Below are 14,594 nucleotides of genomic sequence, written 5' to 3' on the forward strand. Positions count from 1 at the left end.
CGTAGATCCACGCCATGCGTGGATGGCGGGGGCATCGGCGAAGGCAGCCACGCATGACGTGGCTCCACCGAATCAATACACCGTGGCGCGGCCCTGCACGAACGAATAGAAGAACACCGCATTCGGGTCGTTCTGCACCAGACGGAACTCGCGACGCATGCCTTCCACGGTTTCTTCGTCCACCGATCCGGCCTGCAGCAGCTGGTCGGCAGCCGACAGCAGCAGCTGTTCCCAGAACGCGATCATCGTCTTGCGGCGTGCCGGTTCGCGGTTGTCCAGATGGATGGTCTTGATCTCGGTGTGCACATCGCGGAAGCCGCCAGCCAGCAGCAGGTTGCCCAGCTTGGCGCCGACGAACGGGTCGCCCCCGTGGTCGTACTGGAAATCGTTGAACGCCATCCAGTAGCGCCAGATATGCGGCGAATACGGGTCGAGCAGGAACGAGGCATTCATCACTTCGGTGATGTAGACCGGCGAACCCGGGGCCAGCACGCGGCGCACTTCGCTCAATACGCGTGCTGGTGACGGCACGTGCTCCAGCACCCAGCACAGGAACGCCGCGTCGAAGCTGCGTGCTTCGAACGGCAGCTCGCCGGCGTCGGCCTGCTGCAGGGTGTAGCGGTCGCTGCACCACGGTGTGCGCGCCAGGTTCTCGCGCGCGGTGGCCAGCTGTGTTTCGCTCAGGTCCACGCCGGTCACGTGCAGATCGGGGAAGCGGCGCAGCAGGATTTCGGTCTGCGCGCCGACGCCGCTGCCGACTTCCAGCAGGCGACGCGCGCCGCTGTAGTCGATCTGGCCGAAGATGCTCGATTCCAGCAGCCGTGCCTGGGTCATCAGGCGCTGCTGCTCGGTGCCGGAGAATCCGTGCAGGTAGGTCGGGGAGGAGATCGGCGGGGTCATGGGGGCGGGCTCTTGTAGCGTCGAGCTTGCTCGACGGCTCCGGGAAATCAGTCGAGCAAGCTCGACTCGACGGCGTGGCAATACGCTCAGGCAGCAGATGACAACGCCGGTTCCCCGGCGATCAGGCGGTCGAAGTACTCGGTGGTCAGCGCGATCTGGCTCTGCGGGTCTTCGGCGCGGTTGACCACTGCGCGGAAGGCGGCATTCTCCGGTCGATCCTTGGCGTACCAGCCCAGGTGCTTGCGCGCGATGCGCACGCCCTGCGGCTCGCCATAAAACGCATGCAGTGCATGCAGGTGGCCGAGCAGGATGTCGCGCACTTCCGCCACCGATGGCGGCGGCAGTTCCTCTCCGGTGGCCAGGTAGTGCGCCACCTCGCGGAAGATCCATGGCCGGCCCTGTGCCGAGCGGCCGATCATCACTGCGTCCACGCCGGTCTCCTTCAGGACGAACGCCGCCTTCTGCGGCGAATCGATGTCACCGTTGGCGATCACCGGAATGCGCAGTGCGGCCTTGATCTCGCCGATCGTGGCGTACTCGGCCTGGCCGGTGTAGTGCTGGTCGCGGGTGCGGCCGTGCACAGCCAGTGCGGCGATGCCGCTGGCCTCGGCGATGCGGGCGATCAGAGGGCCGTTGCGGTGGTCGCAGTCCCAACCGGTACGGATCTTCAGGGTAACCGGCACGTCCACCGCGTTGACCACCGCTTCGAGGATGCGCGCCACCAGCTGTTCGTCGCGCATCAGTGCCGAACCGGCCCAGGCGTTGCACACCTTCTTGGCCGGGCAGCCCATGTTGATGTCGATGATCTGCGCGCCGTGGTCCACGTTGTAGCGCGCGGCCTCGGCCAACTGCTGCGGCTCTGTGCCGGCGATCTGCACGCTGATCGGTGCCGGCTCGCCGTCATGGTCCATGCGATGGATCGACTTGCGCGTGGTCCAGAAGCGCGGGTCGCTGATGGTCATTTCCGAGGCGGCCAGTCCCGCGCCCAGCCGTTTGCACAGCAGGCGGAAAGGCTTGTCGGTAACGCCGGCCATGGGCGCCAGCACGACGTTGGGGGCAATGGTGTACGGGCCGATCTGCATGCGCCCATTGTAGGGCGCGGGCGGCGGTACGGCCGTGTCGGGGGCGTTCCGGTTCAGGCCGATCCGCACCCAGCTCATGCCGTACCGGCATCAACAGATGCTTGACGGTTGCTTCCGCCGCCCCCAAGGGCGGGCGATGGTGGGCGGCTAGCCCAGGCTCTGCCAGGCCTGGCGGGTACCCAACGCGAAGGCCAGCCCCAGGCTGAGGCAGGCCAGTGAACTGACTACCCAGAAGTACCGGCCGTTGTAGCCGGGCCGGAGCAGCGCCAGCCCGAAGCCCATCGCCGCGCGCACCAGCAACAGCAGGGCGATGCCCGACAGCACCGGACGGCTGGCCGGCAGCGGCGAATGCCAGCCTGCGGCTGCCAGCGCGTACAGCGTCCAGGCCACCAGCACGGCAGTAATGCCGGCGGTCATCAGTGGTGGCCACCAATGCCCCGCCTGTGCCAGCCGGACCATGCGCTGGCCAGCGCCGAACCACCGGTACCAGGGGGCCCCAAAGGCAATGCAGCCGATATGCAGCAAGGCTGCGATGGCACTGCCGGCGGCGGCAACCAGCAACCAGGGGAATCCGTTCATGTCCTGCCCGTGCAGAGAAGCTGCGCGGATGTTCGGCGAGGGGCGGGGTGAGGGCAATGCGGCAGGCGGTCGCAGAGCTGGACAATGGGCAAAAGAAAGGCCCGGATGCCAGCGCACCCGGGCCCTCCCATCCACGCATGGCGTGGATCTACTTCACTTCCACGTCGGCCGGGGTGAAGCGCGGCATTGCCGCAGCAGCGCCTTCCTTCTCGGTCGAACGACCGGCGAACTGGTTGGCGAAGCGCACGTGGCGGGCGAACGGGGCGTCGGCCACCTGCGCCAGCGACGCGGCCAGCGCACCGTTGAAGGCGTCACCGGCACCGGTGGTGTCGATCGCCTGCACCTGTTCGGCACCCACGCGGTAGTACGGCTGGGTATCGCCGCGCAGGTTCTCGTCGGCATGCGACACGAACACACCCACCGAACCCAGGGTCACCACCACGGTACCGTTGCCGACCAGCTTGCGGCACAGCGCATGCAGGCTGGCACCATCCAGCGCGGCGACGTCGTTGGCATCCACGCGCTCACCGACATGGCGGCCGAGCAGGGCGGCGAACTCGGTCTCGTTCGGGGTGATCACATCGGCCAGCTTGAGCAGGCCGATGGTCGAAGGGGCGTCGGCCGGTGCGGTGTTGAGCACGGTGGTGACGCCGGCCTCGCGGGCCGTGGCCAGTGCCGCTTCGATGGTCTGCACCGGCGATTCCAGCTGCACCAGCACCACCTTGGCGCCGGTCAGCAGGGCCTGCTGCTGTTGCAGGAAGTCGGTGCTCAGCGCGGCGTTGGCACCCGGTCCGATCACGATGGTGTTGCGGCCACGGGCATCGACGTAGATGCCGGCGGTGCCGGTCGGCTCGCTGCTGGCCTCGGCGATCAGCGCGAATCCATCCTGCGCGGCCAGCTCACGGGCGGTGGCACCACCGGCGTCGTCGCCCAGCGCGCATACGAAGTGCGTGTCGGCACCGGCGCGGCAGGCCGCCACGGCCTGGTTGAAGCCCTTGCCACCGGGGCCGGTGCTGTAACGGCCGGCAATGGTCGCACCCGGTGCCGGCAGCGACTCGCACCGCCACACGTGATCGACATTGAAGGAACCGACGACAACGACACTGCTGCTCATAGGGAATCTTTTCTCAACCAAGGGTTCAACTGAAGTGCGTCAGCACGCCGGCGATGGTCGCCGTCATGAAGGTGGCAATGGTACCGCCCAACACCGCGCGCAGGCCGAACTTGGCCAGGTCGTGGCGACGTTCCGGGGCCAGGCCGCCAATGCCGCCGATCTGGATCGCGATCGAGCTGAAGTTGGCGAAGCCGCACAGCGCGTAGGTGGCGATCAGACGACCTTCCTCGGACAGGCTCACGCCGGCGATCTGGCCGTTCACGATCTGCGACAGCTCGGTGTAGGCCACGAACTCGTTGATCACGACCTTCTGGCCGATCAGCGAACCGACGGTGGTGGCATCGGCCCACGGGGTGCCGATCACCCAGGCGATCGGGGCCAGCACGTAACCGAAGATGGTCGACAGGTTGGTCGGCTTGCCGATGGCGGCGGCCAGGCCGGTCACATCGCCGATCCAGGTCAGCGGGGCGTTCAGCAGCGCGATCAGGGCGATAAAGGCCAGCAGCATCGCACCGATGTTCAGCGCCAGCTTCAGGCCGTCACCGGCGCCGGCTGCGGCCGCGTCGATGATGTTGCTGGAGGTCTTCTCGACTTCCATCTTTACCGTGCCGCGGGTCAGCGGGGTGCCGGTCTCCGGAATCAGCAGCTTGGCCACGACCAGCGTGGCCGGCGCGGCCATGATGCTGGCCGCCAGCAGGTGCTTGGCGTAGAAGGCCTGCTGCGCCGGGTCGCCACCGCCGAGCATGCCCACGTAGGCCGCCAGCACGCCGCCGGCGATGTGGGCCATGCCGCCGATCATCATGGTCAGCAGCTCGGACTGGGTCATCCTGGCGATGTACGGGCGCACGGTCAGCGGCGCCTCGGTCTGGCCGATGAAGACGCTGGCGCAGACGCTGGTGGTTTCAGCACCGGACACGCGCATCACCTTGGTGATCGACCAGGCCATCACGCGCACGATGCCCTGCATGACGTTGAGGTGGTACATCACCCCCATCAACGCAGAGAAGAAGATGATGGTCGGCAACACCTGGAAGGCGAAGATGAAGCCGTAGTTCTTGGTGTCCATCAACGAGCCGAAGATGAAGCCCGAGCCCTCGTTGACGTAGCTGAGGATCTTGACGAAGCCCTTGCCCAGCGCGTCGAACACGTCGCGCCCGCCCGGCACCAGGATCACCAGCGCCGCAAAGGCGATCTGCAGGGTGATACCGGTGGCAACCAGCTTCCAGTCAACCGCGCGCTTGTTATTGGAAAACAACCAGGTGATGCCGATCAGCACCGCCAACCCGAACAGGCCGAAGCCGATCCTGCCCAAACCTTCGACCATGTGAGTGACTCCCCTGGGGCGTCGCGAAAAACGGGAAGCCTAGTGCAGGGCAGGGGCCGGGGCAAGAAAAAGCAGCGTGTGCGCGGCCAACGGTACCGATCAGGCCAGCAACGGCAAGGGCTTGCGGCTGGCGGCGGCGGGTAGAATGGGGTTCGATCCCGGCCCGGATGCGGGCCCGCAGCAGGAGATTCGCATGCAATACCGTCGCCTGGGCTCCACCGGCCTGCCGATTTCCGCCTTGTCCTTCGGCGCCTGGGTGACCTTCGGCGACCAGGTCCCGCGCGATGAGGCCCGCAACCTGGTGGCCGCCGCCTGGGATCATGGCGTCAACTTCTTCGACAACGCCGAGGGTTATGCCAACGGCCGTGCCGAACAGGTCATGGGCGACGTGATCACCGACCTGCGACTGCCGCGCGACGGTTTCTGCGTGTCCAGCAAGGTGTTCTTCGGCAGTGCCAAGGACCCGCGGCCGACCCAGCGCGGCTTGTCGCGCAAGCACGTGACCGACGCCTGCCATGCCGCGCTCAAGCGCCTGCGGGTGGACTACCTGGACCTTTATTACTGCCACCGCCCGGATCCGGACGCGCCGATCGCCGAGACCGTGCACGCCATGGATACCCTGGTACGGCAGGGCAAGATCCTCTACTGGGGCACTTCGGAGTGGTCGGCGGCGCAGATCCAGCAGGCGCTGGACATCGCCGAGGCGCGCAACCTGCAGGGCCCGTCGATGGAGCAGCCGCAGTACAACCTGTTGCACCGCGAGCGGGTCGAGGTCGAGTACGCGCCGCTGTATGCGGGTGCCGGCCTGGGCACCACCATCTTCTCGCCGCTCGCCTCGGGCCTGCTCACTGGCAAGTACGACCAGGGCATCCCGGCCGATGCGCGGCTGGGGCGGGAAGGCATGGAGTGGTTGCAGGACCTGGTGCTGGGGGCCGACGCCGGGGCCCGCCTGGGCCAGGTGCGGCGCTTCAGCGAGGTGGCACGCGCGCTCGGCCATGCCCCGGCGACGCTGGCGATTGCCTGGTGCCTGCGCAACCCGAACGTTTCCAGCGTGATCCTCGGCGCCAGCCGGGTCAGCCAGCTGCTGCAGAACCTGCAGGCACTGGACGTGCTGGAGCAGGTCGACGCGGCCGGCTGGGCCCAGGTCGAAGCCGTCTTCGCCTGACAACCCTTTGGAGAGTCGAGCCACGCTCGACTCCAGGTTGGTCGGGCCTTTGTAGAGTCGAGCCATGCTCGACTCCGCACGTAGCGCGGGCATTTCCAGGCGACGGCGCGAGAGCAGTCGAGCGTGGCTCGACTCTACAGAAGCCGTGTGCCCCCATCTTTCAATAGATGAAATCTATAGAATTTCAGAATTCGATCATTAATCTCATCAATGAAATTGAGAATGGTTGTTGATTGTCAACTGAGAATCATTATCATTTAACTCGTCCCTCGCACGAGTCCAGATGCTCATGAATGCTCAACCTGTACTGCTGCGCCCCGAAACGCTGACCCTCCGCGATCGACCGGTCCGCGTCGTTCCGCCGGAAGAGGTCATCGACAGTGAAGCCCTGCTCAAGGGCCGTCGTGAAATTCTGATCCAGCACGGCGACCGCTTCTATCGCCTGCGGCACACCAGCAACGACAAGCTGATCCTGACCAAGTAATCGCGGCCTGGTCGCCCGCCTCCCTCCCTCCTGCCGGCAGCGCCGACAGGGTGGGCGACCCGTCCGCTCCCGCTCTCTCCCCCTCGGTCTACCGCGTGCACCTTCCGGGTGTGCCGGTAACCGGGGGTTCCCCTGCCTGACCGAATGAACCCGATGACCCGCCATACCGCCCTGTGTCTTGCTGTCTGGATGGCGTTGCCGCTGTCCGCCCACGCTGCTGCCGCCGCTGCGCCCGACGCGCGCGAATTTGACCGGGTGCAGGTCACCGCGACCCGCACCGAGCGGGCCGTGAGTGACGTGGCGGCCACCGTGGACGTCATCGACCGTGAGCAGATGGACCGGCACCTGGTGCAGGACATCAAGGATCTGGTGCGCTACGAGCCGGGCCTGTCGGTCACCCGCAGCGCGACCCGCTTCGGCCTGGATGGTTTCCGCATCCGTGGCCTGGACGGCAACCGCGTGCGCATCCAGACCGACGGCATCGTCATGCCGACCCGGTTCGACATCGGTTCGTTCGCCAGTTCCAACCGCAACTTCACCGACCTCGATACGCTCAAGCGCGTGGAGATCGTGCGCGGCCCGGCCAGCTCGCTGTACGGCTCCGATGCGCTGGGCGGCGTGGTGGCGTTCGTCACCAAGGACCCGGCCGACTACCTCAAGGACGGCAAGAACAGCTACTTCGGACTGAAGTTCGGCTACGACGGTGAGTGGAAGGGCCTGCTCGGCGGTGCCACCGCCGCCTTTGGTGGCGACCACTGGAGCGGCCTGGTCAACGTCAACCACCACCAGGGCCAGGAAACGGACAACAAGGGCACGGTGCGCAGCGACAACGACACCCGTACCGCGTCCAATCCGCAGGACCGCGACGGCCGCAGCCTGCTCAGCAAGCTGGTCTATGCACCGAGCGAAGACCAGCGCTTCCGCTTGACCGTGGAAGGCAACGAAGACACCACCGATACCAATGTGTTGTCGGCGATTGCCAGCGTTGCACCGCGCCCCGGCGCGATGGCTGCGGCTACTGGCATGAAGTCCCACGACACGCAGAAGCGTACCCGCGTGTCCTTTGCCCACGAAATGGATGCGCTGGACCAGCCGTTCGCCGACAGCCTGCATTGGCAGGTGTACGCGCAGAACAGCGAAACCCGGCAGCAGACCGACGAGACCCGCACCGACGGCACCCGCCGCCACCGCGTGTTCTCCTTCGACCAGCATGCCTATGGCCTGCAGGCGCAGTTCAACAAGGCGTTCACCACCGGCAGCGTCGAGCACGCATTGACCTACGGTTTCGAAGGCACCCGTACCGAGATCCGCCAGAAGCGCGACGGCTATCAGGTCAGCAAGGCTGGCGTGGTCAGCAACACGGTGCTGCCGGACACCTTCCCGGTGCGTGACTTCCCGATCAGCAAGACCACCGAGCTGGGCCTGTATGCACAGGATGAAATGCGCCTGGCCGACGGCAGGCTGTCGCTGGTGCCGGGCGTGCGCGTCGACCGTTACGAGCTGAAGCCGGAAGTGGACAGCATCTTCGCCGAAGACAACCCGACCACGGCCGTGGCGCAGCTGAAGAAGACCAGCGTGTCGCCGAAGCTGGGCATGGTCTGGCGCTTCACCGACCAGTGGTCGCTGTTCGCCGGCTATGCGCGTGGCTTCCGTTCGCCGCCGTACAACGACGTCAACATCGGCCTGACCAACGTGGCCTTCGGCTACACCGCCATCGCCAACCCGGACCTGAAGCCGGAAACCAGCGACGGCTACGAGCTTGGCCTGCGCTTCATCGCGCCGGCGGCGTACGTCAGCGTCAGTGGCTACTACAACGACTACAAGGACTTCATCCAGTCCAACGTCAACACAGGCCGCAACGGACAGGGCCTGATGGTGTTCCAGTCGCAGAACATCGCCGACGCGCGCATCTATGGTGTGGAAATGAAGGCCGGCATCGAATTCGGTGAACTCAGCCCGGCGCTGAAGGGCTGGGCGCTGCGCAGCGCACTGGCGTGGTCGCGTGGCGACAACAAGACCGACGACGAACCGCTGGCCTCGGTCGATCCGCTGCGTGGCACGCTGGGCCTGATGTACGACACCGACACCTGGGGTGTCGAGCTGGCCGGCACCTTCGTGCAGCGCAAGAAGCATCTGCCGCCGCCGGCCGCGCAGACCAACCCGAATGCACCGGCGCCGTTCGTCTACCAGCCGGCTGGCTACGGCGTGCTGGACCTGATGGCGCACTGGAACTTCGCACCGGGTGCCACCTTCAATGTCGGCGTGTTCAACCTGGCCGACAAGCGCTACATCGAATGGTCGTCCATCACCCCGAGCCTGATCACCAATCGCGCATTGAGCGATCGCTTCAGCAGCCCGGGCCGCACCTTCTCCGCCAGCCTTGCCGTTTCCTGGTGACCTCATGAGCCGAGCACTGTCCGCCCGCAGGAATGACTCCATCGCCGTGCCGAACAGCACGGCCTGGCCGACCCCGGCACAGCTGGCCACGCTCGGCACCGTGCTGTGCCTGTACCACGCCGATGGTAATGAGCTGGGTGGCTGGCGCCAGGCGGTGCGTGTACATGCCTGCCAGGGCGTGGACAGCGAGGGCCTGCGCGAAAGCCTGTGCTTCCTCGATGGCCGCGGCCGCTGCGTGTGGCGCCTGTACCTGCTGCCAGACAGTGACTTCCTGGCCTGGGACCGGCTGGTCGCCGCGCTGCCGCCGGGCCCGGAACACGACAGCGATGCCAGCGTCGGTGAACGCCTGTGGCGGCGCCTGGCCGGCCATCTGGGGGGGCAGCGCTGGCGCCTGTGCGCGCTGCGCCTGCATGCCGCAGACGATGGCCGCACCCTGGCCGCCAGCCTGTCGACCCTGTCCTCGCTGGGCGCTGCCACCGCGCGTCGCATTGCACGGCTGGAAGGTGCCGAAGGCGAGCTGGCAATCGACGATTGCTGCTGTGCCGATGCCGCGCGGCGTCCGGCGCCGCGGATTCCCGGCGACCTGCCGCTGATCCGCCTGTGACCCACTCCTGATGGAACGCCTGTCGGCCACGGACGGCCTCTCAACGCATCTGCAACCCCGAAGGAAGACCCCGATGAAGCTCCAGACAGCCAGCGCCCTGCTTGTGCTCGCCGCCAGCGGCGTGGCCAGCGCGCAGCCCTCCGATATCGCCCGTGACCACGACAGCATCCTTGCCATGCAGGGTGAGTACACCGTGGACTTCGCCTTCGACGAGACCGTGCTGCTGAAGCCGGGTTACGAGCGCGCACCGGCGATGCGCAGTGGCGGCAACGAAGTGGTCATCGTGGTCGAAGACACGCCGAAGCGCATCGTGCTGCAGCACCTGCTGCTGGACGAGAAGAGCGGCCACGTCACCAAGCACTGGCGCCAGGACTGGGTCTACGAAGCGCCGAACCGCTTCGAATTCAGTGCCGACCAGACCTGGCAGGTGCGCAGCATTCCGGCGGCGGTGAACCAGGGGGCCTGGACCCAGTGCGTCTACGAAGTGAGTGACGCGCCGCGCTACTGCGGCACCGGCACGTGGACCTACACCAACAACGTGCCGAGCTGGAGCAGCGACCTGAGCTGGCGTCCGCTGCCGCGCCGTGAGTACACCAAGCGCAGTGACTACAACGCGCTGGCTGTGATCAACCGCCACACGCTGACCCCGAACGGCTGGACCCACGAGCAGTTCAACACCAAGGTGCAGCGCAACGCCGATGGCAGCCAGGTGGAGATCGCCCGCGAGTTCGGCTTCAACGACTACGTGAAGACCACCGAGGTCGACTTCACCCCGGCGCGCAACTACTGGAAGGCCACTGCCGGTTACTGGGCCAAGGTGCGCCAGCGCTGGGACGGCTTCCTCGGCCAGGCGCCGGGCGTGCACCTGAAGACCAAGATCGACGGCATGGCGATGATCATCCCGATGTTCACCCAGGCCGAAGAGATCCAGGCCGGCAAGAAGGTGAAGGACAAGCAGATCGACGACGTGTTCGCCAAGTACGTGGAAAAGGCCCAGTAAGTCGAGCCATGCTCGACTCCACGGCAGCATCCACGCATGGCGTGGATCTACCGACCGCTGCTTCTGGTAGGTGCCGAGCTTGCTCGGCACGCTCTCCATCGGTGATCGCACGCTGCATCCACGCCATGCGTGGATGCGATGCACTCAGGACGCCGGCCCACTCAAAGTGGTCAGGTCCAGCCCGGCGTCCTGGAAGGCACGCAGGGTAGCCTGCAGGCTGGCCTCGTCATCGCGGGTGCGGACGCCCATGACAGCTTGGTGGCAACGCACTCGATCCGTGCTGCAGGCGCTACGGTCCGGCAGCAGCAGCGCGGTCTGTGCGACGAGGATCGCCATGTGCGCCACTTCCTTTCTCGGCTTCGGTTGGCCCCGGTAGAACCGGTCGAACTCAGCACGCAGGTCGGCCACCACGTCGGCATCGCTGCGCGTGCGTGACACGCTGGCCGGAACCAGATAGGTCGGGTGGCCCTCGAGGAAGGCTTGCGCTTCATCGGCCAGCACCGTTTCCAGCACGAAGGCCTGCACCGCGTCAGGAACATAGCCCTCCGCCGCGCGGGCGCCTGCGGGCAGCACCGCGGTGAGCAGCGGGGAACTGGCCAGAAGGATGCGCAGGCAGAGGCTGTATTTCATCTTCATTCCTTGAACCTCGGGAGCGCGGGAGCAACCTTCCGCGCTTCCGGACGATCTGATCGGGTGGGGCGCGCAGCATAGCGCCCCACCCGAGCGTGTCACGATCGCGTCAGGCTTCGCGCAGGGCCAGTGCTGGTGGCGTATGCAGGATCGCCCGCGTACCCCACCAGCCTGCCAGCAGGCTCAAGCCGATGCCGACCAGGCCGCCGATCAGCAGGCCCGGCCACGGCGGCAGCAACGGCAGCTCGAACACCTTCTGCGAAACCGCCACGCCGATCGCAGCGGCCGCGCCCACCGCCAGCAACGCCGCCAGTGTGCCCAGCGCACCGAATTCCACCAGTACCGCGCCACGCAGCTGGCGCCGGGTCGCGCCCAGCGTGCGCAGCACCGCGCTGTCGTAGCGCCGTTCGCCCGCCGTGGCCTGCAGCGCGGCCAGCAGCACCAGCATGCCGGCCAGCAGGCTGAACACCATCACCAGCTGCACCGCCTGCGCCACCCGTTCCATCACATCGCGCACCTGCGAGATCACCGCGTCCACGTCCAGCAGCGACAGGTTCGGCTGCGCGCGTACCAGCTCGCCCAGTCCGGCGGCCTTGCCGGCCGGTAGATGGAATGCCGACAGCAGGTTGTGTGGCGTATCGCCCACCGCATTCGGGTTCAGCAGCACGAAGAAGTTCGGACGGAAAGTGTTCCAGTCGGCCTTGCGCACGCTGGTGACAGTGAACTCGCGTTCCTGCTCGCCCACCGCAATGGTGATGCGGTCGCCGGGATGCACGCCGTAGCGCTTGGCCCAGCCGATTTCCACCGAGGCTTCGGCGGCGGTGCTGTCTGCCTTCCAGAAGGTGCCGTTGACCAGTGTGTTGGCCGGCGGGAAGCTGCTGCGCCAGCTGAAGTTCAACGGCCGGTTCTCGTCGTCGTCATCGCGCTGGCCTTCGCCCTGTGCCGGCTGCCCGTTCTGCTCCGGCGAGCGGTCCACGCGCAGCGGCGGCTTGCCGTTGATCGCGATCAGGCGGCCAGTGGCCATCGGTTCGATGCTGGCGTCGTTGGCGCCCAGTCCACGCAGTGCGGCCAGTACGCTGTCGCGCTGTTCGGGCTGGATGTTGATCAGGAAGTAGTTCGGCGTATCCGCGGGCAGTCGCTCGCGCCACTGCTGCAGCAGGCCGGGACCGGTCACCGCCAGCAGCAACAGCGCGCACAGCGACAGCGACAGCCCCACCAGCTGCATCACCGCCAGCATCCGGCGCCGGGTCAGCGCGGCCAGACCCAGCCGCCAGTGGCCATGCAGGCGGTGCTGCAGGCCGCGCAGCAGCTGCAGCAGCACGAAGCCGACCACGCCGGCCGCCACCGCCAGCGCGGCCAACCCGCCCAGCACCCACAGCGCCAGCTTGAGATCACCGGTGACCTGCACCGCCAGCAGCAGGCTGGCCGCCAGGGCAGCCACGTAGGCCAGCAGCGAGGCCGGCGGCAGGGCGGCGAAGGAACGGTTGAGCACCCGCATCGGCGGTACCCCGCGCAGGCGCAGCAGCGGTGGCAGGCCGAAGCCGAACAGCAGCAACAGCCCGATGCCGGCACCGGTCAGCGCAGGCATTGCCTCGGGCAGCGGCAGGCGCTGCGGCACCAGACTGCCCAGCACCTGCACCAGGCCCTCCTGCGCCGCCATGCCCAGGCCGATGCCGAGTGCGCAGGCCGGCACCGCCAGCATCAGCAGCTGCAGTGCCAGACCGGACAGGATGTCGCGCTGGCGCGCGCCCAGGCAGCGCAGGATCGCCACCTGGTCGATGCGGCGCAGGGCGAAGCGGTTCGCCGCCAGCGCCGTGGCAACACCGGCCAGCAATACCGCCAGCAGCGCGCTGAGGCCGAGGAAGCGCCCGGCCAGGTCGAAGGCCTGGCGCACGCCACGCTGGGTGTCGTCCACACTCAGCAGGCGCAGGCCCTTCACCTGCGGCAGCAGCCATTGCCGAAGTGCCGCGATCGGCTCTGCTGCTCCGGCGAACATCAGCCGGTAGTTGATGCGGCTGCCCGGACCGAGCAGGCCGGTGCCTTCCACATCGGCGCGGTTGACCAGCAGGGTGGGGGAAAGCGTAAGCAGGTCGCCGCCGGTATCCGGCTCGGCCTCGATGATGCCGGCGATGCGCAGCGTGCCAGCGCCGAATTCAAGGTCGTCACCGGCCTTCAGTCCCAGCCCCTGGAGAAGGCGTGGGTCGGCATAGGCCTGGCCCTTGGCCGGCATGCCGGCGTTGTCGATCAGGGCGCCCCCGGGCGTGGCCCGCACCCGCAGCGTGCCACGCAGCGGATAGCCCGCCTGCACCGCCTTGATGCTGGCCATCTGGCTGGCATCACCGTTGAACAGCACGCTGCCGAAGCTGGCGATACGGGTGTAGGCCAGTCCGCGCCGCTGCGCCTCGTCGGCGAACGCCTGCGGCGGGTCATCGCGCCCGGCGATGCCGAGGTCGCCGCCTAGCATTTCCGCTGCGCTGCCGGTCAGTGCCAGGTTGACCCGGTTCACCAGCGTGCCGACTGCGGTCATCACCGCCACGCCCAGCACCAGCGCGGCGAACACGGTCAGCAGGTCGCCGGCCAGCGCCTCGCGGCGCAGCGCGCGCCACGCGTGCCGCAGCAGGTTCATGCCTGCGCCCCACGCTCGACCGGCAGCAGGCGGCCGTCGTCGATGCGGTGGATGTACTGGCAACGCTGGGCCAGGCGCAGGTCGTGAGTGACCAGCACCAGGGTGGTGCCGCTGCCGGCGTTGAGTTCGAACAGCAGGTCGCTGATGTGCTGGCCGGTGGCGTGGTCCAGCGAGCCGGTCGGTTCGTCGGCGAACAGGATGCGCGGGCGGGTGACGAAGGCACGTGCCAGTGCCACGCGCTGCTGCTCGCCGCCCGACAACTGGCGCGGATAGTGGCGGGCGCGATGGGCCAGGCCGACCTGGGCCAGTACTTCTTCGACCCGCGCCCGGTCTTCGCGCCCGGCCAGTTCCAGCGGCAGCGCGACATTCTCGGCGGCGGTCAGTGCCGGCAGCAGATGGAAGCTCTGGAACACGAAGCCGACCTCACGCGCGCGCAGCTGGGCGCGGGTCTCCTCGTCCAGCGCCGCCAGGTCCTGGCCGGCCAGCGCGATGCGGCCGCGGCTGGGCAGGTCCAGCCCGGCCAGCAGGCCGAGCAGGGTGGTCTTGCCGGAACCGGAGGCACCGACGATGGCCGCGCTGGTCCCTTCATGGACGGTCAGGGTGATGTTGTCCAGTATGTGGACTTCACCCTCCGGGCCCTGCACGGATTTGCCGACCTGGTCGACGGCGATGGCAACGGACGCGCTGCG

13 protein-coding genes are annotated in these 14,594 nt (G+C 67.4%); 5 read left to right on the top strand and 8 right to left on the bottom strand.

Features of this window, described 5'->3' with window-relative positions:
* Positions 1-72 precede the first annotated feature (72 nt).
* From ACZK45_RS03240 to ACZK45_RS03260, 5 genes are all read right to left on the bottom strand, one after another.
* Entirely contained in the window at positions 73-900 is an 828-nt protein-coding gene (locus ACZK45_RS03240) for a class I SAM-dependent methyltransferase (RefSeq protein ID WP_032129690.1), read from the bottom strand.
* Between the two features lie 86 nt (positions 901-986).
* Positions 987-1,982 (bottom strand): tRNA dihydrouridine synthase DusB, encoded by a 996-nt coding sequence (gene dusB / locus ACZK45_RS03245; protein WP_253144702.1) that lies wholly within the window; start codon positions 1,980-1,982, stop codon positions 987-989.
* Positions 1,983-2,129: 147 nt separating this feature from the next.
* Positions 2,130-2,561: a hypothetical protein gene (locus ACZK45_RS03250; RefSeq protein ID WP_125895534.1), complete on the bottom strand. Its 432-nt coding sequence runs from the start codon at positions 2,559-2,561 to the stop codon at positions 2,130-2,132.
* A 148-nt stretch (positions 2,562-2,709) separates the two neighbouring features.
* Positions 2,710-3,675, bottom strand: a complete 966-nt coding sequence (locus tag ACZK45_RS03255; RefSeq protein WP_032129936.1) for a ribokinase — start codon at positions 3,673-3,675, stop codon at positions 2,710-2,712.
* Positions 3,676-3,700: 25 nt separating this feature from the next.
* Positions 3,701-4,999 carry a NupC/NupG family nucleoside CNT transporter gene (locus tag ACZK45_RS03260; RefSeq protein ID WP_049399786.1) on the bottom strand — a complete coding sequence of 433 codons (1,299 nt, stop codon included), beginning with the start codon at positions 4,997-4,999 and terminating at the stop codon, positions 3,701-3,703.
* 193 nt (positions 5,000-5,192) lie between these two features.
* Here ACZK45_RS03260 and ACZK45_RS03265 point away from each other — a divergent pair, with 193 nt between their 5' ends.
* The 5 genes from ACZK45_RS03265 to ACZK45_RS03285 all read left to right on the top strand — a co-directional run bounded on the left by ACZK45_RS03265 (position 5,193) and on the right by ACZK45_RS03285 (position 10,649).
* Positions 5,193-6,164, top strand: coding sequence for an aldo/keto reductase (locus ACZK45_RS03265; RefSeq protein ID WP_032129941.1), 972 nt, complete (start codon positions 5,193-5,195; stop codon positions 6,162-6,164).
* Between the two features lie 289 nt (positions 6,165-6,453).
* Positions 6,454-6,648 carry a hemin uptake protein HemP gene (gene hemP / locus ACZK45_RS03270; RefSeq protein WP_005412278.1) on the top strand — a complete coding sequence of 65 codons (195 nt, stop codon included), beginning with the start codon at positions 6,454-6,456 and terminating at the stop codon, positions 6,646-6,648.
* Between the two features lie 153 nt (positions 6,649-6,801).
* Positions 6,802-9,045, top strand: coding sequence for a TonB-dependent hemoglobin/transferrin/lactoferrin family receptor (locus ACZK45_RS03275; RefSeq protein WP_478445446.1), 2,244 nt, complete (start codon positions 6,802-6,804; stop codon positions 9,043-9,045).
* A 4-nt stretch (positions 9,046-9,049) separates the two neighbouring features.
* Positions 9,050-9,649, top strand: coding sequence for a ChuX/HutX family heme-like substrate-binding protein (locus ACZK45_RS03280; protein WP_100434059.1), 600 nt, complete (start codon positions 9,050-9,052; stop codon positions 9,647-9,649).
* 73 nt (positions 9,650-9,722) lie between these two features.
* Positions 9,723-10,649, top strand: a complete 927-nt coding sequence (locus tag ACZK45_RS03285; protein WP_478445447.1) for a DUF6607 family protein — start codon at positions 9,723-9,725, stop codon at positions 10,647-10,649.
* 144 nt (positions 10,650-10,793) lie between these two features.
* Here ACZK45_RS03285 and ACZK45_RS03290 read toward each other — a convergent pair whose 3' ends face one another.
* The 3 genes from ACZK45_RS03290 to ACZK45_RS03300 form a co-directional block, all read right to left on the bottom strand.
* Entirely contained in the window at positions 10,794-11,279 is a 486-nt protein-coding gene (locus ACZK45_RS03290; RefSeq protein WP_478057641.1) for a hypothetical protein, read from the bottom strand.
* A 109-nt stretch (positions 11,280-11,388) separates the two neighbouring features.
* Positions 11,389-13,905: an ABC transporter permease gene (locus tag ACZK45_RS03295; RefSeq protein WP_180838330.1), complete on the bottom strand. Its 2,517-nt coding sequence runs from the start codon at positions 13,903-13,905 to the stop codon at positions 11,389-11,391.
* Positions 13,902-14,549, bottom strand: a complete 648-nt coding sequence (locus ACZK45_RS03300) for an ABC transporter ATP-binding protein (RefSeq protein ID WP_100437902.1) — start codon at positions 14,547-14,549, stop codon at positions 13,902-13,904. Before ACZK45_RS03300 ends, ACZK45_RS03295 begins: the two co-directional genes overlap by 4 nt.
* Positions 14,550-14,594: the final 45 nt, after the last annotated feature.

This window comes from Stenotrophomonas sp. 63632_Sma, assembly GCF_056482875.1.

What these genes read in the sequence shown, in the direction of transcription:
- ACZK45_RS03295 (WP_180838330.1), bottom strand. Translation starts at nt 13,905, where the DNA reads ATGAACCTGCTGCGGCACGCGTGGCGCGCGCTGCGCCGCGAGGCGCTG.
- ACZK45_RS03260 (WP_049399786.1), bottom strand. Translation starts at nt 4,999, where the DNA reads ATGGTCGAAGGTTTGGGCAGGATCGGCTTCGGCCTGTTCGGGTTGGCG.
- ACZK45_RS03250 (WP_125895534.1), bottom strand. Translation starts at nt 2,561, where the DNA reads ATGAACGGATTCCCCTGGTTGCTGGTTGCCGCCGCCGGCAGTGCCATC.
- ACZK45_RS03255 (WP_032129936.1), bottom strand. Translation starts at nt 3,675, where the DNA reads ATGAGCAGCAGTGTCGTTGTCGTCGGTTCCTTCAATGTCGATCACGTG.
- ACZK45_RS03285 (WP_478445447.1), top strand. Translation starts at nt 9,723, where the DNA reads ATGAAGCTCCAGACAGCCAGCGCCCTGCTTGTGCTCGCCGCCAGCGGC.
- ACZK45_RS03240 (WP_032129690.1), bottom strand. Translation starts at nt 900, where the DNA reads ATGACCCCGCCGATCTCCTCCCCGACCTACCTGCACGGATTCTCCGGC.
- dusB (WP_253144702.1), bottom strand. Translation starts at nt 1,982, where the DNA reads ATGCAGATCGGCCCGTACACCATTGCCCCCAACGTCGTGCTGGCGCCC.
- hemP (WP_005412278.1), top strand. Translation starts at nt 6,454, where the DNA reads ATGAATGCTCAACCTGTACTGCTGCGCCCCGAAACGCTGACCCTCCGC.
- ACZK45_RS03280 (WP_100434059.1), top strand. Translation starts at nt 9,050, where the DNA reads ATGAGCCGAGCACTGTCCGCCCGCAGGAATGACTCCATCGCCGTGCCG.
- ACZK45_RS03265 (WP_032129941.1), top strand. Translation starts at nt 5,193, where the DNA reads ATGCAATACCGTCGCCTGGGCTCCACCGGCCTGCCGATTTCCGCCTTG.
- ACZK45_RS03275 (WP_478445446.1), top strand. Translation starts at nt 6,802, where the DNA reads ATGACCCGCCATACCGCCCTGTGTCTTGCTGTCTGGATGGCGTTGCCG.
- ACZK45_RS03290 (WP_478057641.1), bottom strand. Translation starts at nt 11,279, where the DNA reads ATGAAATACAGCCTCTGCCTGCGCATCCTTCTGGCCAGTTCCCCGCTG.